This is a genomic window from Oxynema mangrovii CENA135, from assembly GCF_016632315.1.
Lineage (GTDB): Bacteria > Cyanobacteriota > Cyanobacteriia > Cyanobacteriales > Laspinemataceae > Oxynema > Oxynema aestuarii.
On record NZ_JAEOXH010000001.1, the window covers coordinates 2,649,036 to 2,670,806 of the forward strand.

Annotated in this window: 20 protein-coding genes; 9 read left to right on the forward strand and 11 right to left on the reverse strand. The window is 51.9% G+C overall.

Going from position 1 to position 21,771, the window contains the following annotated elements; all coding sequences use genetic code 11:
- Positions 1-7 precede the first annotated feature (7 nt).
- The 3 genes from JJD41_RS10380 to JJD41_RS10385 all read left to right on the forward strand — a co-directional run bounded on the left by JJD41_RS10380 (position 8) and on the right by JJD41_RS10385 (position 1,380).
- Positions 8-604, forward strand: coding sequence for an HD domain-containing protein (locus JJD41_RS10380; protein ID WP_200665850.1), 597 nt, complete (start codon positions 8-10; stop codon positions 602-604).
- 195 nt (positions 605-799) lie between these two features.
- A complete protein-coding gene (locus JJD41_RS25320; RefSeq protein ID WP_255547268.1) occupies positions 800-934 on the forward strand; it encodes a hypothetical protein in 135 nt (44 codons plus the stop codon).
- Between the two features lie 92 nt (positions 935-1,026).
- A complete protein-coding gene (locus tag JJD41_RS10385) occupies positions 1,027-1,380 on the forward strand; it encodes a hypothetical protein (RefSeq protein ID WP_200665851.1) in 354 nt (117 codons plus the stop codon).
- Positions 1,381-1,517: 137 nt separating this feature from the next.
- On the opposite strand, the gene JJD41_RS10390 is transcribed toward JJD41_RS10385, so the two are convergent.
- From JJD41_RS10390 to JJD41_RS10430, 9 genes are all read right to left on the reverse strand, one after another.
- The gene (locus JJD41_RS10390) at positions 1,518-2,360 is read right to left on the reverse strand and encodes a phosphatase PAP2 family protein (RefSeq protein WP_200665852.1); all 843 of its coding nucleotides are present in this window, start codon (positions 2,358-2,360) and stop codon (positions 1,518-1,520) included.
- A gap of 78 nt (positions 2,361-2,438) precedes the next feature.
- On the reverse strand, positions 2,439-3,371 hold the full coding sequence (locus JJD41_RS10395) for an ADP-ribosylglycohydrolase family protein (protein WP_200665853.1): 933 nt from the start codon (positions 3,369-3,371) through the stop codon (positions 2,439-2,441).
- Positions 3,372-3,691: 320 nt separating this feature from the next.
- Complete coding sequence (locus JJD41_RS10400) at positions 3,692-5,155, reverse strand: DUF1802 family protein (protein WP_200665854.1); 1,464 nt, start codon at positions 5,153-5,155, stop codon at positions 3,692-3,694.
- Positions 5,156-5,227: 72 nt separating this feature from the next.
- Complete coding sequence (locus tag JJD41_RS10405; protein WP_200665855.1) at positions 5,228-7,027, reverse strand: hypothetical protein; 1,800 nt, start codon at positions 7,025-7,027, stop codon at positions 5,228-5,230.
- Positions 7,028-7,087: 60 nt separating this feature from the next.
- Positions 7,088-7,822: a hypothetical protein gene (locus JJD41_RS10410; RefSeq protein WP_200665856.1), complete on the reverse strand. Its 735-nt coding sequence runs from the start codon at positions 7,820-7,822 to the stop codon at positions 7,088-7,090.
- Positions 7,823-8,814: 992 nt separating this feature from the next.
- Positions 8,815-8,997, reverse strand: a complete 183-nt coding sequence (locus JJD41_RS10415; protein ID WP_168570317.1) for a hypothetical protein — start codon at positions 8,995-8,997, stop codon at positions 8,815-8,817.
- Positions 8,998-9,124: 127 nt separating this feature from the next.
- On the reverse strand, positions 9,125-9,340 hold the full coding sequence (locus tag JJD41_RS10420) for a hypothetical protein (protein ID WP_234488578.1): 216 nt from the start codon (positions 9,338-9,340) through the stop codon (positions 9,125-9,127).
- Positions 9,341-9,416: 76 nt separating this feature from the next.
- Positions 9,417-9,566: a hypothetical protein gene (locus JJD41_RS10425; RefSeq protein ID WP_200665858.1), complete on the reverse strand. Its 150-nt coding sequence runs from the start codon at positions 9,564-9,566 to the stop codon at positions 9,417-9,419.
- A gap of 475 nt (positions 9,567-10,041) precedes the next feature.
- Positions 10,042-11,964 carry an AAA family ATPase gene (locus tag JJD41_RS10430; protein ID WP_200665859.1) on the reverse strand — a complete coding sequence of 641 codons (1,923 nt, stop codon included), beginning with the start codon at positions 11,962-11,964 and terminating at the stop codon, positions 10,042-10,044.
- A gap of 485 nt (positions 11,965-12,449) precedes the next feature.
- Here JJD41_RS10430 and JJD41_RS10435 point away from each other — a divergent pair, with 485 nt between their 5' ends.
- The 6 genes from JJD41_RS10435 to trpA all read left to right on the forward strand — a co-directional run bounded on the left by JJD41_RS10435 (position 12,450) and on the right by trpA (position 19,875).
- Entirely contained in the window at positions 12,450-13,217 is a 768-nt protein-coding gene (locus JJD41_RS10435; protein ID WP_200665860.1) for an RNA-guided endonuclease InsQ/TnpB family protein, read from the forward strand.
- A 112-nt stretch (positions 13,218-13,329) separates the two neighbouring features.
- Positions 13,330-17,055 (forward strand): chromosome segregation protein SMC, encoded by a 3,726-nt coding sequence (gene smc, locus JJD41_RS10440; protein WP_200665861.1) that lies wholly within the window; start codon positions 13,330-13,332, stop codon positions 17,053-17,055.
- A gap of 58 nt (positions 17,056-17,113) precedes the next feature.
- Positions 17,114-18,106, forward strand: coding sequence for a PRC-barrel domain-containing protein (locus JJD41_RS10445; protein ID WP_200665862.1), 993 nt, complete (start codon positions 17,114-17,116; stop codon positions 18,104-18,106).
- A gap of 144 nt (positions 18,107-18,250) precedes the next feature.
- Entirely contained in the window at positions 18,251-18,478 is a 228-nt protein-coding gene (gene ndhL / locus JJD41_RS10450; RefSeq protein WP_234488579.1) for an NAD(P)H-quinone oxidoreductase subunit L, read from the forward strand.
- Between the two features lie 95 nt (positions 18,479-18,573).
- A complete protein-coding gene (locus tag JJD41_RS10455; protein ID WP_200665864.1) occupies positions 18,574-18,873 on the forward strand; it encodes a DUF3007 family protein in 300 nt (99 codons plus the stop codon).
- 207 nt (positions 18,874-19,080) lie between these two features.
- On the forward strand, positions 19,081-19,875 hold the full coding sequence (trpA, locus tag JJD41_RS10460) for a tryptophan synthase subunit alpha (RefSeq protein WP_200665865.1): 795 nt from the start codon (positions 19,081-19,083) through the stop codon (positions 19,873-19,875).
- Positions 19,876-19,996: 121 nt separating this feature from the next.
- Here trpA and JJD41_RS10465 read toward each other — a convergent pair whose 3' ends face one another.
- Both JJD41_RS10465 and JJD41_RS10470 read right to left on the reverse strand, forming a co-directional pair.
- Entirely contained in the window at positions 19,997-20,341 is a 345-nt protein-coding gene (locus JJD41_RS10465; protein ID WP_200665866.1) for a DUF760 domain-containing protein, read from the reverse strand.
- 272 nt (positions 20,342-20,613) lie between these two features.
- Positions 20,614-20,814, reverse strand: coding sequence for a hypothetical protein (locus JJD41_RS10470; protein WP_200665867.1), 201 nt, complete (start codon positions 20,812-20,814; stop codon positions 20,614-20,616).
- Positions 20,815-21,771: the final 957 nt, after the last annotated feature.

Genomic DNA, 21,771 nt, shown 5'->3' on the forward strand with positions numbered 1-21,771 from the left:
ATCTAAAATGGCTCGTTTCTCACCTCATCCCCAATACAGCGATCGCTACGATCGCGCCGTGCAGTTTGCCCTAGAAGCCCATCGTTACCAGCAACGCAAATATAGCGGCAAACCCTATATCCTCCATTTACAGGCGGTTTCGAGTTACGTTTGGCTCGATGGCGGCAACGAAAATGAGGCGATCGCCGCTTGGTTGCACGATTATCCCGAAGATATCGCCCCCGAACGAGGGATGACGATCCCCGAAGGGGTGGAGGCGATCGCACGGGAGTTCGGACCGGAGATCGCGGCGATCGTGCGCGGGTGTACCGAGTGCGATCGCTCCGGAACCTGGCGCGATCGCAAGCAACTCTATATCGACCAAGTGGCGGCGAGTTCCGATTCCGTAGTTCTCGTCAGTCTCGCGGACAAGTACGACAATTACAGCAACGGCTACTTTCACGAAATCGGCCAAAAATCGGCGCAACCGTCGCGAAAACGTCCGGAAATTATTTGGTTTGGCGAAACCTTAGCGGAAATTTATCGCCGACGCTTACCCCATAGTTTGTTAGTCCCGCAGTTTTTCCAAGTTCTCGAATACCTCAAACCCTTTCACCTGGAATAATTTCACCTCAAATCACCGGATCGACTGAGATAGAGCGCGATCGCGACCACTCCCGGGATCGTCCACTGCAACGGACGGCGCGATCGCCGTTTTCTTGTGCCGATCTCCGACCAGTTTGAAGACTGACACAATTCACTCGAACCCAGATTTTAACGGGCTTAGAGTGAAAACGAACTGGAAAGGAAAAGCACGCCGATGGAATTGTGGAGTTACACCCAACTGAAGTTGAAAGCGACCCCTCGCCGCCAACCCTCGCCACCGAACACGCCGACGGAAACCCCCCCAAGCTGGCAAATGGTCGCCGTTGCCTTGTTTAATCGAGTAGGGTGAGATAATTATCGGTTTTTTATTTTTATCCATTTTTCTCTCACGGCATTTTGTAGATTTTTTGTTCTAACTGCTAACTTTTGGAGAACGACATCGTGGATACAGTCACCTTTTTTCCCCGCGCCATTCGTCCCTTAATGCTCTATTCTGCGAACGCTCAAGAGGCTTTATTTCCCATCCTCGGCAACGGCGAGCCTCTTTCTTACTACAGCGCCCGATCCCTCGCCAAAGCCGCTCTGATTTGTAGCGATCGCGACCCGATCCAAACGCAATTTGGTGACGGCATGAAAGATGTGAGAATCATGCACCTGTGCAATCGACTCGAAATCGATCCCTGTCTGGTCGCTACTTTATCTCAAGTGAGTCTAGCCGCTCGTGCCGATTGGATCGGTCTGGCCCATTGGTTGCTGGATTTAGCCGATTTACGCTTGCAACAACTCTCGAATTAGCCTGCAATGGGGGAAGGGCGATCGATCGTTTTCCAACGCCTGCAGGCGATCGCCATCACCCGAAATTTTGCAGTTTTGCAATGGTTTACCATCAGGTTGGATCTTCTTCGATCGTCATTTCGATACGGATTGGTTCTCTAAGCGCGATCGCCCGAAATCGGAGAACATTGACCAATTTTTACCATCAAACGCGGCCAAAGTTCGGTAGCGACTAAGACTAAACCGAGAAAACGAAAATAATCGAGCCAGGGATAGAGGTCGAGGCGATCGAACAGCAATTGCGATCCCTTATAAATCCCGAAAATAAGGATTAAGCCAACCCCTGCAAAGAACAACTGTTTTATCCGAGTTTGGGGCGGGATAAATTGCGGTCGGGTTAGAAAGAAAGCGGCAAAAACGCCACAGGCGCGCCCTAAAGATGGCAAGATAATCGATAGAAAAAAGGTAAAGCCGACGATCGCCATCTTGACGGAGCGATCGCGCACTTCCGGAAAGGGGCGACGTTCCCAAATCCAGGCGAATAAGGTGCCGAATAAGACGCCCCCAAGTACGTCTAAAAAATAGTGAACGCCTAGATAAATGCGAGAAAGGGCGATCGCGGCAATCAGAAGCACGGTAACAATCCACAGCCAAGGTCTCTGGTAAGATCGGGCGAGATAAACCCAAAATGTTGCCGCCCCTTGGGCGTGTCCGCTTGGAAAAGAAGCATCATCAATATCGGCGGTGACTTCGGGAAAAGCAAGGTCCGGACGGTCTACAAACGGACGCGGTGCATTGACCCAGGTTTTGAGTCCCGTATTGACTCCATAACTGACACCGAGAAGCATTCCCAATTGGCGGGCGCGATCGGGATCGAATAACCAATAATATAAGGTTAAAAAAACAATATACGCCGATTCCGAACCCAAAGCACTAACTGCAATAAAAATTGGCAGCGATCGCGCGGTGAAAAAGGCTCTAACCCATGTAATGATATCCATAATGGCTCGACAGTGACCGTTGCGATCGTCATTATCGACCAAAGCCGCCCCAGCGCAACCCCGATTGAGCAGTTCCCCTCATTTTTTCTCGCTCAAATGAAATAAATCTTCGGCAAATTTAAGCATTAATGCTTGTAAACTAAGGCGCGATCGCCATTCGAGGGGGATTCCCGTTTCGCCATAAAACGCCCCGGCAATTTGTCCGTAAACCGCCCCGGTCGTGTCCGCATCGTCGCCTAAATTAACCGCCAACAAACAGCCCTCTTTAAACGATTCGCTGTTATAAAATGCCCACAATGCCGCCTCTAAAGACTTGACCACGTAACCCGTTCCTTGAATTTGGGGCGGTTGACGCTCTTTAAACGATCCCGCCGCAATTTCCGCGATTTCTGCTGAAATTAACGGGGATTGCTGCCAATACCCCGGAATTGGACTGTAGGACGGCGCGAGTAATTCCGCTTTGCTGACGCCGTTGAGGGCGCCGACCAGCAACGCCGCCATATAGCGACAAGCATCGATACAGGTTCGGGCGCCGTGAGTGGTTCGCGAACTGTCCGCAGCGCGGGCGATCGCCTCCTCCGGTCGATTAGCATAAAATAGCACGAGAGGTGTCAGGCGCATAATCGAACCATTCCCCGCCCGTCGGGGGTCCGTAGACCCGCAGTAGGCTTCTGAGGTTTTCTGAAATCGGGATAAGGCTTGATAAACCGTATGACCGATATCGAAACAGCGTCCGGTACTGCTCAAATGACCCGTTTCCAACCATTGCAGGTAACGCGAAAGTTGGTCTACAGGGTCGAAATCTTGACATTCGATCAAACTTTCTGCCAAACACAGGGCCATTGAGGTATCGTCCGTCCACTGTCCCGGTTCCAAGTCGAACGGTCCGCCACCGATGAGGTCGTCAATCGGCGTGAAGCTTCCCGGCGATTTAAATTCGAGGGTCGTTCCGAGGGCGTCTCCCGTCGCCAAACCGAGTAAAGATCCGCGATAGCGCTCTATTTTATCCATCGATTTTTTGAAGTTCTTGTTTTTTGATTGTAGGGGACGCAAAACTGTCAGAAGATCGAAGGAGTGCGAGCATCTTGCTCGCTATTCTCTCGGAAAGATGCTCGCACTCCCCAAAATGCTATACAGCATTTTCCTCTGCTATGCAAGACATTTAGATCCCCCTCAATCGCCCTCGCCAGGTAGGGGTTTGGTTACCAAACCCCTACTTTGCTCGTTCCCCCGGAAATCCCCCCAACCCCCCTTTGAAAGGGGGGCGAAGGGGGGATAGAGGGATCGGCCCTGTACCTCATCAGATCGCGAAGTGTTATATTCAATTGAACTTACAGATCGAGATCCCGCAAGAAGTAAAAGCGATCGCCTTGCCAAGTTTCCCCTTTTTTACGCCCTAAATATCCGGTGAGAGGGGAAGACAATTCGATTAAAATTTCGTGCAGTTCGTTCAAACTCCCAATGAATTTAGGCGGGTTCGAGGCATCATAGGCGCCGTTGAGATATTCAATTCCAACGTCGCGGTTGGCATTTTTTACCAATTTAATTAAATGCGATCGCACCTGCAAATCTTGCCAGAGGCGATCGATATAACGATTCACTTTTCCATCGGCTTCTTGTCCGTGGGGTTCTTGTTCTAAATGAGGTTTGAGGTCGAGTAAATCGATCGCCCCGGGATGGCGGGATTTGAGATCGACTAATCGCTGTAAGGTTTCTGGACGGATGACGTTCATTTCATTTCCACTCGCCGTTAGTTCCGCATCTTCGGTCAATTCTCCGGCAGCCATAATTATTTTAATACAGCGATTGTATTGCCGTTGTAAATGTTTGTAGCCGAGTTTGACCAGTTGGGCTGGGGTTCCGTCGGGGACTTTTTCACTTTGGGTCGCTTTGCATTCACCAACGACGGGATAGGGGTTTTCACAATAAAAATCTAAGCCCCCCGCGCCTCCGGTACAGTCGGGGTGTAGACTGGTTTTCGGATTGGTATTCCGGTTAGAGAAACCGAGTTTAATTAAACTTTTTCTGACCAATTTTTCAAAAGTATCGCCATCGCTGGAGTTGCCGACTGTTGCGATCGCCTCGATCCAGTCGCGATCGCGATCGCCTGGGGTTGTTGTTGTCGATTCACCCCAGCCTAAAAATACTTGTAAGTCGCGATCGAAGCTTTGCGCATTAGCATTATTCGGCGCCATTTCGGCGATCGCGCTTTGTAATAATTCTAATTCGGGATGATCGGGGGGTGTTCTTTTTTCGAGTTGTTCCCGACGGCGATTGAATAGGCGATCGCTCAAGACAGGTTGAGATTCATCGCCGTTAAAATTCTGGGGAATACCGATAAATTTACCGGGAACAAGATTAGAGTCTTCTCGCTGACAGACGATCGCTTGTGGTAACTTATAAACGCGAAGACAAGTTAAAAAAAAATTATTTTTTCCCTCAACAATTTCGCCCAATCCTGCACTCGTCCAAATCGTTTGACTCCCTAAAAATTCTAGAAAAGATTCTAGATCTTCCAACCCATTTAAGGATTGACAAAACTCAGATTTTGCCCATAGTCGAATCAATGCTGTTTCGGAATTTTCTGCGTCCCACTGCGATCGCGCCGTCGGGATAAACCCCGAACGGTAATAGTTTTCGAGAGGAATTGCTACAGGTAAAGCCTTGAGGGGATAAAGTGCAAAGACTCGATTAGTTTGTAAAAACTGGCGCGATAAAACCGCGATCGCCCGTCCCCGCATCAGTGCCTCTATTTCCGGCGACGGGACGCATAAAGCGCTAGAAATAAAACTCATTGTTTTTATTTTTAACAATCAAAAACCATTTTAAAAAACTCCCATTGTACAAGAATTTAGACCGGAGTTTTTTTAATTGTCTTCTTCGACATCATCGGGGATTTGTCCGGAGGGATCGCTTAAGATTTCGAGAATCAAAGGATTAGTTTCAACGAATTTAGTTTCGGCGATATAATCGAAGATCTGAGCATCGCTTAATCCATAATCCTCGCGACCTTCGTACACTTCGGCGATCGCGACTAAGGGTTTAATTTCTTCAAACTTTAATGTCACCCATTCGCCGCCTTGTTTTTCCAATAAGCGGTTTAAATATTCTCTTGCTCTTCGCGCATTAGGACTGACTTCTTTCGAGCGAACTACACAGCCTCGGGTCAGATCGTATTTTTGATAATTTCCTAAATGAGATAATCCGGCGGTGACGGTCGTTCCGCCAGAAGCTTGCAGAACGGCAATGCCAATTTTGACCATTTGACCGTTTTCTTCCCCGACGATTTTAAAATCGACATATTTATTCGGAGGGTTAACTTTTTCGATTTCTTTGATGGTGACATTTTCCAAGTGAAATCCCACCAATCTCTCGAAACAAAATCGCAGTGATTTGGCGATTTTCGGTTCGTTATCTAGCAAGGAATCGGATTCTACTTGTTCGATTTCGTTATTGAGTGCCGATTCAACGGGATTTTGTTGAGGTTCTCGATCTTGCGATCCGGGATCGGCATTCGGTAAACTCCAGTTATCGCGACACCATTTTAAAATATTTCTGGCGATCGCCTTCTGTTTGCCGAGTTCTATCAGCCGATCGCGATCGAACGGATAGACCGGATGGGGTGGCGTTAAATTCTTTTGTTGGTAGAATTCTGATAAATAAGTGCCGATTAAATTAAAAGCACTATCACCATCTAAAACGTCGAGATCGATTTTGCGTTCGGCAATTCGATCTTCAATGGCTTTAGGATTTGTCATCGCTTTGAGTTGGGTTATCCAAATCTCGGGATAGACGGCAGTAATCAGTACCCCTTTTTTAAGTTTGTCATATAAATCCATACAGAAATCGGCAACCACTTGCAATCGGGTATAACCCGCATCATTGACTTCTTGCGAATCGAAGCGATCGAAACAAATGACGAGGGGATTGTAGTAACTGACTAAATCAAGAATTTGACAACTCATCTCGAAGATTTCATTTTCCCGTTGTTCTTCACTGGGATTGGCTAACTGCATTTGCTCGGCTCGATTTTGTGCCAAACTTCTGCCGGAGAGCCAGTTGATCGCATAATGTTTATTCTTCGATAGAGTCCAGAGAATCGCTTTAACTAAATCGGGGTTCTCGATATCCGGATGTAGGTCTAAAATACAGTCGGTTAAAGCCTCAATATATGCTGCTGGATTTTCTAAACTTTGCACCTTTTCAACAATTTCTTCGGGCCGATCTTGCTCGGCTTCAGCATGGTTCACTAAATTAGCGGCTAATTCCTGCCACTGCATCACATTTTTACTGCCCGTTTTTTTGAGGCTGGTTGCGAGGGTTTTGAGGAATTCTAGGGAAATTTGGTTGAGGTTGGCGTATTGGTCCATGTAAATAAACCAAGCTCCCCCATTGGCTTGCAGGCGATGGCGGATGCGACTGATGAGGTGAGTTTTTCCGCCTCCGGGGTCGGCGAGAAGGGTAATTCCCATGACTTGACGCGAACCCGATCGCACATTTTCGATCGCCTCAAAGACGGCATCGGAAGCATGAGCGTTAATCGAGGGAACGTCGGGAAATCCGGTTCCCCAGACTTCTTGTTGTCGGACAGTCAATTCGCGACGGAAGGGATTGTGTGTTTGAATGACTTCGTGAATCTGTTCGAGGGGGGAGTAGTCTGGACTCATAATCTAGTGGTGAGGAGGAGAATTCAACAATTTGGGAAAAAAGCGAGTGGAAATCGGGATTTAAGCGTTAATTCGTTTGATATAACAACGCAAACCGCTCAGTTCGGTGGTAATCGAGTCTTCAATTTTGCTCGGGTCGTTATCCGGTAGGCTGCTCCCTTGCAAGCGGATTTTGTCGTTGGTTTGCATTTCCAACAGCCACTGGTTGAACTCGAACCGAGAGATGCGATCGCCGATTTCGCGACGAAGCCGATAAATCGGAACCAGGCGATCGAAGTTGTAATCCCGGTTGAGTTGCTCGTAGAGATCGAGGGTGACCCGCTCGAAATCGGCGTAAGAAGATATCCCGGCGCCGGGTACATGACCGTCTCCTTCGCCGGGTACATGACCGTCCCCGTCACCGAGAACATCCGGCGCCACCCCTGCCGATCGTGCGGCGCCGGGGTACCTTTGGCGAAGCCAATCGAGTAAAGCGTTGCCGAGTTTGCTGCTCACTTGTTGCGCGTCGAACTCGAATTCGGGGTCTCTCAACCCGGCGTCGAGGGCGTCAAAACCGACGGGTTCGAGTAAAGTGACCTTGTTTTTGGCAATGGAGATCGCCCCTTGCGCGATTAATTCTTCGAGAATGGGCGAGTAATCTTTAGCCCGCTCGTTGGTGCGGACGATCCTGTTGTTTAATTGGCCTTTTTTGACCGATTCTCGGTGAGCTTTCATGTCCCAAAGGGTCAGCAAGACGCGAACTTTAGCTTGCTGAGGGGTTCCTCTGAGTCCTTTTTGAGTTTTGCTGGCAGCCATTTTACTTATACCCCTTAGTTGAAGCATTACTGTTTATCGTATAACGCATCTTATCTTGTTTTCAAAGTTCTCAAACACCTTTTTAACTCACTTGAAGTTCGGAGGGCGCCGAGGTATTTAGTTCGGGGGGCGCCGGGGTATTTAGTTCGGGGGCGCCGGGGTATTTAGTTCGGGGGGCGCCGGGGTATTTAGGCGAGAACTACCGCATTTTCAAAGCAAAAATGGGGATTTTGCTTCTCCGTAGCAGAAACGTGCGCTCGCCAACGTTATCACTAACGTTCTTGTTATTTTTGTAATATATATTTGATTCACAGAGCGTAGGAACCGATAAAAGATATAAAATTTCCGTTAACGTTCAATGCTGGATTGAAAATGATGAATTCCACGGTTAAAGTCGTCGCGATCGCGGGTTAAAATGAGGGGAAGGGAGATCGGGGCGGTTCCTCGCATCGAAATTGCTGGAAATCTCTATATTTTTGGATAGTTTCCACGCCAAATAGGCGATCGCGCCGACAGCGATCGCCTGTTTGGTCTGAAAAGTTGCTGAAATTTACAAAATTTGGCTCAAAAGACAGCCTCGATCCTCCCCGGATATCTTTTGAGCATTGCTAATATATGACTTTGACTTCCAAAACCCCCCGGTTTAACCGAATTTGGGTCGAGCAGTGAGCGAAAGAGTACGGATCTCTACAATAACTCCCGCACCCAGCTCGACCCTCAAGTGTTCGCGTGATTCTTCCTGTGAGTTCTGGCTCTTTGACAAAGGGTTTTAGCGATCGTCTCCAAACGTTCAGTTAGATAATGCTCTGCGATTAGTGAGTCTAACGAACTGTCGCACTAAGGAAGGCGTTGCCTAAGTCACACTCGATTCCAGTTTCGATCGCGTCCCAACTTATTGGAGGGAAAATTTTCAAAAATTTTTGGAGAATTTTTCAACTCAATAAGTCTTGATACTGGTCGAGTCAATTGACGAGTTTAATGAGCATTTTTACTCACTCGGGTAAAGCCCGATAGGTGGCAATTACGAGAACCAATAACACGGCGGTCCAAGTCCAATCTGGCATTCCGGTAAAAAGAAAGGAGAAGCCACTAAAAATGACGCCAAATAGCTCTAAGAAATAGGCAATGGCAATGGTGGCGATCGCCAGAACAATGACTGGAAATATCTGAGACATAACCCAATCCTCTTGGTTTCGATGGGGCTAGGGTTCGATCCCCGCGCCCTTCATTTTGTTTGTAGATTACAATGTAACAGATTATAAAGCAAACTTTATAAATACCATCAGTTTAGTTGAATAAGCGTTAAGCATGGGTCGCGTCGTCAACGGTGAAAACTTTTGATAGTCCGACCAACAGACAGACGAGTAGAAGCTGAATCTGCCACGCGACGAGAAAAATAACCACGACCGAACTGACGGCGGCGATCGTCCCGGACAAAACGGCAATCATTTCATCTTGGGTTCCGAGGCAAATCGACCCGGCGACGAGGGCAAAAATTAGGGAAATGGCCAAAGACATACACATGAGAAATAGCCTCTTTGTCAAAAGGGCAAAATTGGATCGCTCAGATGAAGAAATTCTGCTACCTACTAGCCTAGTTTTGAGGCACCCGATAAGGCTTGTAGAAGGGACGGGTTTCGATCTGGCCTACGCTAAAAACGCGATCGCCGCCATCCGTAATCTTCGAGCCGGATAAAAAGAACTGACGAGTTGAACTCCAATGGGGTTTCCCTATACGAGTCATTATTCCCGTCTGCGGCTCTAAAGCATCAGGACATTTTACAATTGGCGATCGCGACGAACTTGTTATTTTTTGAACCAAAATAGCGACGCATTCCCCCACCTAGGAACAGGTGGGGGTTAAGGAGCGGCGGTTTCTATGTTAGGATGCTATACATCTTGAGCGGTACGGTAAAGGGCGGAACTGAGATTTCCGAACACCCCGGAGACACGACCTCTCAACTGAGGGAGAAGCACCCTGTAAATCCTGTGGAGTCGGTTGATACACGTCGGACTCCGGGTCAAAGTTTCACTCCAAGCCCCATAGCGGAAACGACTTGGGGGTGTCTCTGGGCAAAAGTTCCCAGAACACGGCGAGAATACCGCCTGTCGGGAGGGATAAACCCTTCTAATCAAGACACCGCCACCTCGCGTAGCAGGTGGAGGAGTATTCATTAAGTATAAATTCTTAACTCCTACCCCAGAGCAGAGATCGCCCGTTACGGCGAGTCGTTACTCTCATCAATTTTGAGTAAATTTCGATCGTTTCCGGTAGCATCCGATCGCCAATCGCGAGGGAAACCAGGACGATCGCCGTCCCCCTCCACCGCCTGGGGTAAAGGAGCGATCGCCGTAGAGAGAATGGCTAAGATCGGGGGATCTTCCGCGAGGAACTGGCGCTGTCGGACAAACTCGACAATCTCGCGATCGCTCAATTGCCATTGCTGGCGCTCTCGATGCAGCCACCAAATGGCCAATAAGGGGGTGAGGGCGTCTTTCTCTAAAGGAATATAGCTACAGCGATCGCCCCGGACAAAACGCACCAACTCTTGACGACACTGCCAGTGAGTGGGAATTTCCGGAGCCAGCAAACAGGCTCCGTCGAGACCGAGGCGATCGCGATCGAGCAAGCGAGCGAACGTCGCCCGCAATTGGGACGCATTCAAGCGGGGGACGACCGCCAGACCGATCGCGTGCGAGGATCCGTCATTCGTGCGGACGATCGCCCGTAAGGGAACGTAATGGCGATCGCTCGCCTCCATCGGTTCCACCGCTTCTAAGGTGACTCCGGCGATCGACCGATCTAAAAGCATCTGTAACCCCAATTGCAGCGCCGCGACGAGTGCTCGGCGATCGGCGTGCAGTTGTCGTTCCTCCACGGTCTGCTTGGCGCGATCCAAGGCAATTTGCACCGCTTCCCACGGGTCTACCTCCACCGGGCGAAAATTTTCCGCGCACCATTCCAACAACTCGCGGACGTTGAGTTCCTCGCGCGCCAAGGCATCGAGTTGGTCGCTATCGAAGGGATAGAGCGATCGCGGCGGGATTAAATGACAGCGATCGTAAAATTGCTGCAAGAATAACCCCACCAGTTCGCGCATTCCCCGGGCATCGATCGCCTGTAAACGAATCGGAGCGACAGATTTCGACAGATAGGCGACAATTCCCGACGGGAGGGACTGAATTTTTTCATACCAGGTCTGCGGCGTGGCGGCGATCGCCAAAACCACGCCATAGTTGAGACGGGCGATCGGCAACGTTTCCCAAATCCGCTTGACCAAACTCGCCGCGACCCGTTCCCGCTTCAATCCCGTATCGCTATTTTCCGGCGAGTCGAGTTGGTCGAAGGCGATAACTACCGGGTAGAACTGAGTGGCGAGACTCAAAATTTCCAGAACAATTTCCCACGCTTGCGCGTCGCGGTAATCCCGGCTGCGGTTGGGTAATCCCAGCTCCTCCGCCTTCGCCGACGCCAACACCTGGCCCGCCAACCACTTGATTGCATAGGGAGCTTGGGCGTGACACAAAGTCCACAGCAGTGCGCGCACCAGATCCGGATCGCCGAGAGTCGGTCGAATTTTGAAAAAAGCCTCGCTGAGTTGGGCGATCCAGGTTTGATTTTTGGAGAGGGTTTGACGGTTGAGCTTGTTGACCAGAGAGTCTACCGAAAAGCGATCGCGCTCCGGATAAATGGATTGAAAGGCTTCGAGGGCGATCGCCGTCGCCAAATCCTGCCACTGCATGAAATTGGCATGGCCCGGATGGCGGAAGCTATCGACTACGGTTTGTAAAAACTGGTAGCGAATTAAATTGACATCGCTAAATTGACCCGCATTGACGTAAACGAGCAAACCGGGACGGTCGCGTTGAAGATGTTGGCGGACGCAGGCGATCGCGTGGGTTTTCCCCGTTCCCGTCTCGCCGAGGATCGCCAACGAAGATAGAGGCTCGATCCGCTTGCGCGCGCGTTCCACCGCATCGAGAACGGCGGCGATCGCCTCCGGGTTCAACTCTTCTAAATTCGGCGGCGTCGCCCACCAAATTTCCCGTTCCGTGACCCGGGTCGCGCGCTCGAACGGATTGGCGGCGGCGATCGCGGCATTGAGATGGACAATCGCAGAACTGACCGAAGTACAAGACATGGGAGGGAAAGGCTTATCCTTACGTAAAATCGTGAGAAAACAAGTCAGGACAGCCGATCTAGACGTTCTCAGGGTTTGAGGGGGAGTGACCTTGGGTCTCGCCACACGAGACGAGTTTTTCGATCGCAAAGCAAGAGGCAACTAGTTCTCTTTATTTAGTGTGCCTCGAAATTCGCCGCGATCGAAGGGATTGGGAATATTTGATTTGAGATTTTAGGTTTTAGATTTTAGATTGAGGGACTCGGGACGCTTGAAAACTCCCGGTCAGTCGTCCCTTGTCAATAGCTGTCGGGCAAGATGCCCGTTCTACTCGTGTACGGTGGGGTGGTGACTCTTCCCATCTCGCCTACCTTTAACTTTTGAGGGGTTCGGGGAGCGATAAGTCCCGAGCTGGTCTCATCCCCACCCTACGGGAAGGGCCAAGCCCTACGATGGGGATGAGACCAGCATTTACAGGCAGCTATAGCCTTTGGTAAACTCCGGCTATGCTGACCACGAACTACACCTACCGAATCTATCCAGACGCCACCGGGCAGACTGAACTGTTGGAGTGGATGGAGACGTGCAGAGGCGTATATAACTACGCTTTGCGCGAACTCAAAGACTGGATTGCTTCGCGTAAGTGTTCGGTAGACCGATGCTCGCTGGAAAAGGAATACATCATTCCCGCCGATGAGCCATTCCCGTCTTACCATCGTCAGCAGAACAACCTGCCCAAAGCGAAGAAGCAATTCCCGCACTTGGGTAAGGTACATTCTCAGGTGTTGCAGACCACAATTCGCAGACTGCACGATACCTGGGAAGCATTTCAGAAACGGGGACGCCGGGCGCAAACTATCTTTGCAGAAGACCTCAACGTCACCGGGTTGACGCGAGGGATGTTGGGAAAAGATTGTGTAGATGCTGCCTTCGGACAATTCCTGTCTCTGACGGAATGGGTGTGCTGGAAACGGGGAGTGTACTTTGCTAAAGTCAACCCCAACGGCACCAGTCAAACCTGCCCATCCTGCCTTGCTACGGTGAGCAAAGGGTTGGAAGTCAGAGAGCATCATTGTCCTGAGTGTGGGTATCGGACTCATCGTGACCGTGCCGCAGCAGAGATGGTTTTGCATCGTGGACAAGAAAACGTAGTAACCCAGGGACTCTGGGGAAGGGAAACCGCCTGTCAAGTCGGTCTGTCGGGGGTCGATGACCTAGATAAGTGGCGCGGGGCAGGAATACCCAATCGTGAGGCTGGGAAGCCCGCGCTGTAATCTTTGATTCAGCGTCGGGAGGATGTCACCGAAAATATGCCACCGTGCTACCCTGTGAAGAATCGTTCAACTGCTGGTCAACTCCTGTCCGACGTTCCGTTGTTAAGTTCGCATGGTTCATATTAATCGCCTAGAACTGACAAACTTTAAATCTTTTGGCGGTACCACGAGCATCCCCGTGTTACCGGGATTTACGGTGGTCACCGGACCGAACGGTTCGGGCAAATCGAATATTTTAGATGCGTTGCTCTTTTGTTTGGGGATTTCCACCTCGAAGGGGATGCGCGCCGAACGGTTGCCGGATTTGGTCAATCATAACCTCGCGCGCAGTCGGACCACCGTCGAGGCGAGTGTGACGGTGACTTTCGATCTCGAAGGCGAAGGGTTGCCGACCGAAGAGGATTACTTGCAAGAGGCGCAGGCGATCGCCGATCCGGGCTCGGTCCAAGTGCAGCCGAGTGAGGAACCGCAAGAGCAAAATGGGACCTTAGCGAGTCCAGAGAACGGGGCGGCGATCGCCGAATCGGATCCGCAAGCGGTTCGAGAATCGGATCCGAGTAATGAATGGAGTATTACGCGACGCTTGCGGGTGACGAAAGCCGGGACGTATACCTCTACGTACTATATTAACGGTCAGGCTTGCACTTTAAGTGAGCTGCACGAGCAGATGAACCGGATGCGAATTTATCCGGAAGGGTACAATGTAGTCTTACAAGGGGACGTCACCGCGATTATCTCGATGAACGCGCGGGAACGGCGCACGATTATTGACGAGCTGGCGGGGGTGGCGGCGTTCGATCGCAAGATCGCCCAAGCGAAGGATAAGTTAGATGAGGTGAAAGAGCGCGAGGATCGCTGTCGGATTGTGGAACAAGAGTTGATTTCCCAGCGCGATCGCCTCGCCAAGGATCGGGAGAAAGCGCAGAAATATCAAGCTCTGCGCGCCCAAGTCCAAGAGAAAGAACTGCTCGAAGCCGTACTACAGTGGCACCAGCTCAACCAACAGGAATGGAAGTTGCGCGAGCAAATCGAAGCGGGCGATCGCGAAGCGGCCCAATTGCGCGATCGTGTCGCCACCGCCAGTGGCGAGATTCAACAAGCGAACCAACGACTCGAAGAACTCAACGCCCGGGTGAAAGCCTTGGGAGAGGAAGAATTGCTGGCGAAACAGTCCGTACTCGCCCAACGGGAAGCGGAAAAAGAGCAGCAGGCGCAACGCTTGCACGAACTCCAAGAAAGTCAACAGCAGCAACAGCGAGACATTGCCGAAGCCGAACGGGAAATCGGCCATTACCAGCAGAAATTAGAGCAAGTCGCCCAAGAACGCCAGGAAAGTGACGCTCAATTGAAATCGGCGCGGCAGTTGAGCGACGAACTGCAACAAGACCTCGATCGCCGCCGGGAACGGGCCAGTGCGATCGCCGCCGCCTCGGAAGAGTGGGTGCAGCAACAAACCGCCTTGCACCGCCAGATCGAAACCTTGCAGAAAAGCTTGGACCCGCAACGGACCGAACAGGCGCGCCTCGGGGAACGGGTGCGATCGCTCGATCGCGCGATCGCGGAACAACACGAAACCCTGCAAGAGTTCGGCGCCCGACTCGCCGAAAAAAAGGTGAACTTGGGCGAATTGGACCTGCGCCACCAGGCGGCGATCGATCGCGTACAATCCTTAGCCGGGGGATTGGCGGCGGCGGAAAACGACTTAAAAACCCAACAAGACACGGAAAAGCGGCTGCTCGACGAACAACGGGAGAAACAGCGCCGTCTCGACAAACTCGAAGCCCAAACCCAAGCCCTGCGCGAAGCCAGTGGGACCGGGGCCAGTCAAGTTATCGTCCAGGCGGGATTGCAGGGGGTGTGCGGTTTGGTCGCCGAATTGGGGCGCGTCGATCCGCATTACCAATTAGCCTTGGAAACCGCCGCCGGAGGACGGTTGGCGTATTTGGTGGTCGAAGATGACGCCGTGGCGGCGTCGGCGATCCAACTGCTCAAGCAAAAACGAGCCGGACGGGCGACCTTTTTGCCGTTGAATAAGATTCGACCGCCCCGATTTTCGCCGATCGCCGAACTGCGACAGGCGCGCGGATTTGTCGATTATGCGGTGAATTTGATCGAGTGCGAGCGCCCCTACTTGCAAGTGTTTGCCTACGTTTTCGGCAATACGGTGGTGTTCGAGACCTTGGATGCGGCGCGATCGCACATGGGGAAAACCCGGATCGTCACCCTCGACGGCGAACTGCTCGAAACCTCCGGCGCCATGACCGGGGGGAGCAGTTCCCACCGTTCTAGTTTGCACTTCGGAACCGGGGGAGATACGGAATCGGCGGAAGTGACCGAGTTAAAAGAGCGGTTGGAGCAGATCGAGCAGATTTTACAACGGTGTGGGGAGGCGATCGCCGAAGCCGCCGAACAAGTCAAAGGGCGATCGCAAGCCTTAATCGACGCGAAACAGGAGCAACGGGAACTCCAGCTCAAAACCGAGCAGCTACAAGGAGAAATCGACAGTCTGAGCGCCCAACAGCAGCAAGTTCGCGAGCAGTTGGCCGACAATACCCAAGAATTGGCCGCCGCGCGCGATCGCCTCCAAGTCCTCGACGGCGAAATCCCCAGCCAAGAAGCCCGCTTGCAGCAATGGCGCCACGAACTGAGCGCCCTCGAAGAATCGGGGACCAACAGCGAATGGCAGGGGATCCAGGCTAAAGTCCGCCAACTCGAAAGCGAATTACAAGACGCCTCGGCGTCCTTGCGCGCCGCCCAAAGTCGCCGCCAGGACCTCGACAACCAGCAACAACGGCTCGACGAAAAACGCCAAGAAACCCGGCGACGATTGGAAGACCTGCACCACGCCCAAATCAGCCTCGACGATCGCATCGAACGAACCCGGGCAAAATTAGCGGAAATTGACGAAAACATCGCCCAAAATCGGCGGGAACTGGCCGAAATCGAAGCCAAATTAGGGGAAGACAAACAAGCGCGCGATCGCGCCGAGGAAGCATTAAGACAACTGCACCTCGCCCGCCAACAAATCGAATGGCAGGCGCAAAAACTGCAAGAAAGCCAGGAAGCCCGCCGGGAACAACTCGGCGCCTTGCGGGAGCAAATCGCCGCCGGACGCGCCGAACTGCCCGACCCGGTGCCCCCCGTCCCCGAAGAGAGCAAAAATCGCCTGGTGACGGCCCTGCAAGAGTTGCAAAAAGAGGTGCGATCGTTGCAAAAACAACTCAAAGCGATGGAACCCGTCAACATGCTCGCCCTCGAAGAATACGATCGCACCCAAACCCGTTTGGAAGAATTACAATCCAAACTCGCCACCCTCGAAGGCGAACGCACCGAACTGCTCCTGCGAATTGAAAACTTTACCACCTTAAGACTGCGCGCTTTTAAAGAAGCCTTCGACGCAGTCAATGAAAACTTTCAAACCATCTTCGCCGACCTCTCCGAAGGCGACGGTTACCTTCAACTCGACGACCCGGAAGATCCGTTTTCCAGTGGCTTAAATCTCGTCGCCCACCCGAAAGGGAAACCCGTTCAACGTCTCGCCGCCATGTCCGGCGGCGAAAAATCGATGACCGCCCTCAGTTTTATTTTTGCCCTCCAACGCTACCGTCCTTCCCCGTTCTACGCTTTTGACGAAGTCGATATGTTTTTGGACGGGGCAAATGTAGAGCGATTAGCTAAAATGATTAAACAACAGGCCCAACGCGCCCAGTTTATTGTGGTCAGCCACAAAACTCCGATGATCAAAGCAGCAGAGCGGGTTATTGGCGTTACTCAAGCCAGAGGCGCTCACACCCAAGTGGTCGGCTTAAATCTAGAGTCGAACAGCGCGCCTGTTTAAACTTACCTTTAGACTTACTAAATCTTAAACAGAATTCTAGATCGGGATTCGACAAAGAATGACATCTGATAAAATCCGCCAACGCTCCGACCTCTTAAATACTCAAGTCATTACCCGCAACACGGGCAAGCGCCTCGGCGTGGTAAAAGAGTTATTGGTAGACATCGATCGGCGGGAAGTCGTGGCTCTCGGCTTGAGAGACAACCTACTCGCGATCGCCGGAATGCCGCGCTTTATGCTGCTCGACAGCATCCAGCAGATAGGGGACGTCATCCTCGTCGAAGATGAAAATGTCATCGAAGATGTTGACGTAGAATCCTATAGCAGCCTCATTAACAGCGAAGTGATTACCGAAAATGGCGAACTGCTCGGTAAAGTTAGGGGCTTCAAGTTTAACGTCGAAACCGGGGAAGTGGTTTCGATCGTGATCGCCGCCTTGGGACTGCCCCAAATTCCCGACCAGGCGATCAGCACTTACGAGTTACCCGTCGAAGAAGTCGTCAGTAGCGGCCCCAACCGCCTGATCGTCTTTGAAGGCGCCGAAGACCGCATCACTCAGCTCACCGTGGGGGTGTTGGAACGCCTCGGAATCGGCGAACCCCCCTGGGCGAGAGAAGCGGAAGACGAATATTTGATGCCTACCGCCAGTCCGGAAAACCGCCTGGGAACGGGGGCCCGCACCCCCGCCCCGGAACCCGTGCGATCGCCCGCCCGGGTGGTCGAGGAGGTCTGGGACGAAGACCAAGCCTGGGAACAACCCGCCCCGGAACCCCTGCGCCAACCGGAACCGGAACCGATTTATTACGAGGATGAAGTCGCCGAGGAAAATTGGAGTGAAGCGACGAAGGACGATCGCTATTACGACGACCCCTACGGCGAACCTGTCTATGGTGCGGCTTACGAAGAAGTCGAATATGACGAAGATTACGACGACGATGTAGAAGGGGACGCCTGGGCCGAGGAAGGGGCGGATAAGCCCTACACGCCCCCTCGGGTGAATATCCCCGAAAAAACGAAAACGACTCAGTACGAGGAAGAACCGGGCTATTAATCGGTGCTTCGGTAATCCTCGCCTCCCCTGCCGTTGCCGCGCGAATGTCGCAGTACAATAAGGAAATATTCGGGAGACGACGGCCTTTTGATGCGCCTCGGTCTTCCCCGGATCTCAAATGCAATTATTTCGTTGATGAGGCAAATGTTGGATTCCACTCTGTTCGTTTTATTGTTATATGTCGGAATTGGCGGGGCTTACTTGCTCGTGATTCCGGGATTGACTTATTTCTACCTGCAACGGCGCTGGTACGTGGTTAGTTCGGTGGAACGGGTCTTTATGTATCTTTTGGTGTTTTTATTCTTCCCGGGAATGTTGTTGCTGTCTCCCTTTTTGAATTTTCGACCGAAGCGCCGCGAAATTGGCGCCTAAATCGACGGGGAAAAGCAGGGCGGCGATCGCCGAAAAGGGGTTCGCCGCTATTCTTTTGTCAATTTTTACCTGGAACGATCGAGTCAGTGGGTGTCATGCGACGGATTGATACAATCGGAATTGGTTTGGGTATTTTCATCGCCGGGGGATTGGCGTATACGATCCTGCAAGGGGCCGGATTCGATGCCACTTCTGCGGGAATTTGGAGCCAGTTACTTTTAATTGGCGGATTGCTCGGTTGGTTGGCGAGTTACCTGTGGCGCGCGGTAAGCGGTAACATGACCTATCACCAGCAAGTTAAGGATTACGAGGAAGCGGTTTTAAATAAACGCTTGGAGGAAATGTCCCCGGAAGAACTCGAACGCCTCCAGGCAGAAATCGACGCCCAAGAGTAGGGAGTTTAGAGTTTACAGCAGTTTTCGCTGTTGGGCGCTACATTTCGAGCCCCCTAAATCCCCCTTAAAAAGGGGGACTTTCACTGCCCCCCTTTTTAAGGGGGGTTGGGGGGATCTTTGCCTCTCGTACCTCATGACAGTGCGAATTGCTGTAGAGTTTAGAGTTTAGAGTTAAAAGTTTAAAGTTTAGAATTTAAGTCTACAGGCATGAAATCGGTTTCCCAGTGTTTTGAATCTCTCCGCCAACAACAGCAGTGTGCTTTGATTCCTTTTATTACGGCTGGCGATCCCGATTTGGAGACGACCGCCAAAGCGTTAAAGCTGCTCGATGACAAAGGCGCCGACGCGATCGAACTCGGCGTACCCTATTCCGACCCCCTGGCGGACGGCCCGGTGATTCAAGCGGCGGCGACCCGGGCTTTGAGGCGCGGGACGCGCTTGGAACAGGTGTTGGCGATGCTCGAACGGGTGACCCCGACGTTGCAGGCGCCGATTATTTTGTTTACTTATTACAATCCGATTCTTTATCGCGGTATTGAGACGTTTCTCAAAAGTGCGGCCCAAGCGGGGGTGAAAGGGTTGGTGGTTCCGGATTTGCCGTTAGAGGAGTCCGATGAGGTGCTCTCTCGGGCGGCGGAATGCGGGATTGAGGTGATTTTGTTGGTGGCGCCGACGAGTTCGGCGGACCGGATCGAGGCGATCGCCCATCAATCTCAAGGGTTTATCTATTTGGTCAGCGTGACTGGGGTGACCGGGATGCGCGAACAAGTTCAGGCGCGGGTTCCGGATTTACTCGACCGGATTCGTTCTTATACGGATAAACCGATTGGGGTGGGTTTCGGCATTTCGGCGCCGGAACAAGCCCGTCAGGTGAAGGAATGGGGGGCCGATGCGGTCATTGTCGGCAGTGCGTTCGTCAAGCGCCTGGACGACCCCTCGCCGGAGGCGGGATTGGCGGCGGTGGGCGAGTTTTGCGCCAGTCTGAAGGCGGCGATCGCCTGAGCGGGAGGCGCAACCCGCACCAATAACCTCCCCGACGTGAAGCGATGGCGTGGGGAGGTTATGCGGTGGCGAGAACGGTGGGACGGGTAAGATTCTCCTGGGAGATCTTTTGGGGTCGCCGTCAGTCTTCTGTGGAATCGCTGGCGATCGAGCCGATCCCTCCGAGGTTTTCGTCGAGGTGCATCCGTTGTTCCATTTTGTGCAGGAAGTAGCCCGTCATCATGGCGGAGGCGAGCAATCCGGCCAAATTTTCCCGGTTTGTGGTAATTTGGACGTCGAAGTTTTCCGACGGCAGGACGCCGACAAGCCCTTGCACGTTCTGAGAAATGATTTCTTTGATTTCCGGGCTGACGGTCTTGGCGACCCGCGCCAACACTTCCGGGGGTTGATCTTGTAAATATCTCAGGAGTGGGTTGACTTGCTCATCTTCAGAGTTGGAATACATAAAGTCCGGTTGATAAACCATGAGACCCCTAAGTCTTTGACTTGCTTGCTGTCTACTGTAAACGATCCTGGGAGTTTGGCAGGGTTGCCCTCGTCCTCGGCGGCACGTTTTTCTCGTTACGTTGCGTTCAAGTTGCATTAACTACATAAAGATTAACAAATTGCCCGGCGATCGAGCAACCTGGGACAATTCCCTTGCAAGGGTCATATCCCGTTGAAAAAGAAATATTTTTGCAGAGTAGTTGCAGCGACCCGGCGATCGCCGCCATACCTTAAAGACTGCAAAGGCGGGGGTTACGCGCCTTCGGTCGGTAGGGGAAACGGACAGTCTAAAATCAAAAAGGGTAAGGCCCGCCCGGGCGAGCGCCGCCAGGGGGCCGCACGATCTTGGCAAAACTCGCCGAATCTTTGCCAAATTTTTACAAATGCAGGGGCGATCGCCCTCCCGGTAACTCCCCCGAGAAAGTGGTTGACTTTTCCCGGGCGATCGCCCATAATAAGGATCGCTTTGTCCGGACGGCTGTGCCTGACTCCGTTAACGAGCGCGGCAACAGGGGTAATGACAAAGTCAGGAAGACACCCAGATCGACTGCTCCTATAGCCGGAGGGCGATCGTTCGGGGGCGTGGCGGAATGGTAGACGCTACGGACTTAGAAAACTGAGCCTTAGTGGAGAAATCCATTAAGTGACCGCTCTCAAATTCAGGGAAACCTAACTCTGGCAACAGACAAGGCAATCCTGAGCCAAGCCGAGAGATGTAAGATGCTTGAGGAAGGTGCAGAGACTCGACGGGAGCTACCCTAACGTCAAGCCGAGGGTAAAGGGAGAGTCCAATTCTCAAAACCCCCTTGCGGGGCAGTAGCGAAAGCTACGGGAGAATGAAAATCCGTTGGCTGGTGACAGCCGTGAGGGTTCAAGTCCCTCCGCCCCCATACACCGTATAAAAATCGACAGATCGAAGCCCACCGAAGTTTTTCGGTGGGCTTTCCCCTCGCCAATTTCCCGTAGATACTGTATAGCCCCCCCCAAAAACGCCGTTCGTCGAGAAAATCTCAAAAAACCTGTAGGGGTTTGGTTTCCAAACCCTCAACCCCATAGAAACAGCGAGAGAATTAGTCTGGTAGGGTGTGTTAGGCGGCGATGATTTGTGATTTCCCAGGATTAATTTATCTGTCCGCCATAACGCACCTTTTTCTAATTCTCCTCTCAAACAAGGCGGTTAATCCCGAGCGCGAAAATCTCAAAAAACCTGTAGGGGTTTGGAAACGAAACCCTCGACCCCATAGAAATAGCGAGAGGGTGTGTTAGGCGGCGATGATTTGTGATTTCCCAGGATTAATTTATCTGTCCGCCATAACGCACCATTTTCTAATTCTAAGAATTGGTGCGTTACGCGGGAATCTAATTTACTGGACTTTCGCCGGATGTTTTTGCCCGCTAACGCACCCTACC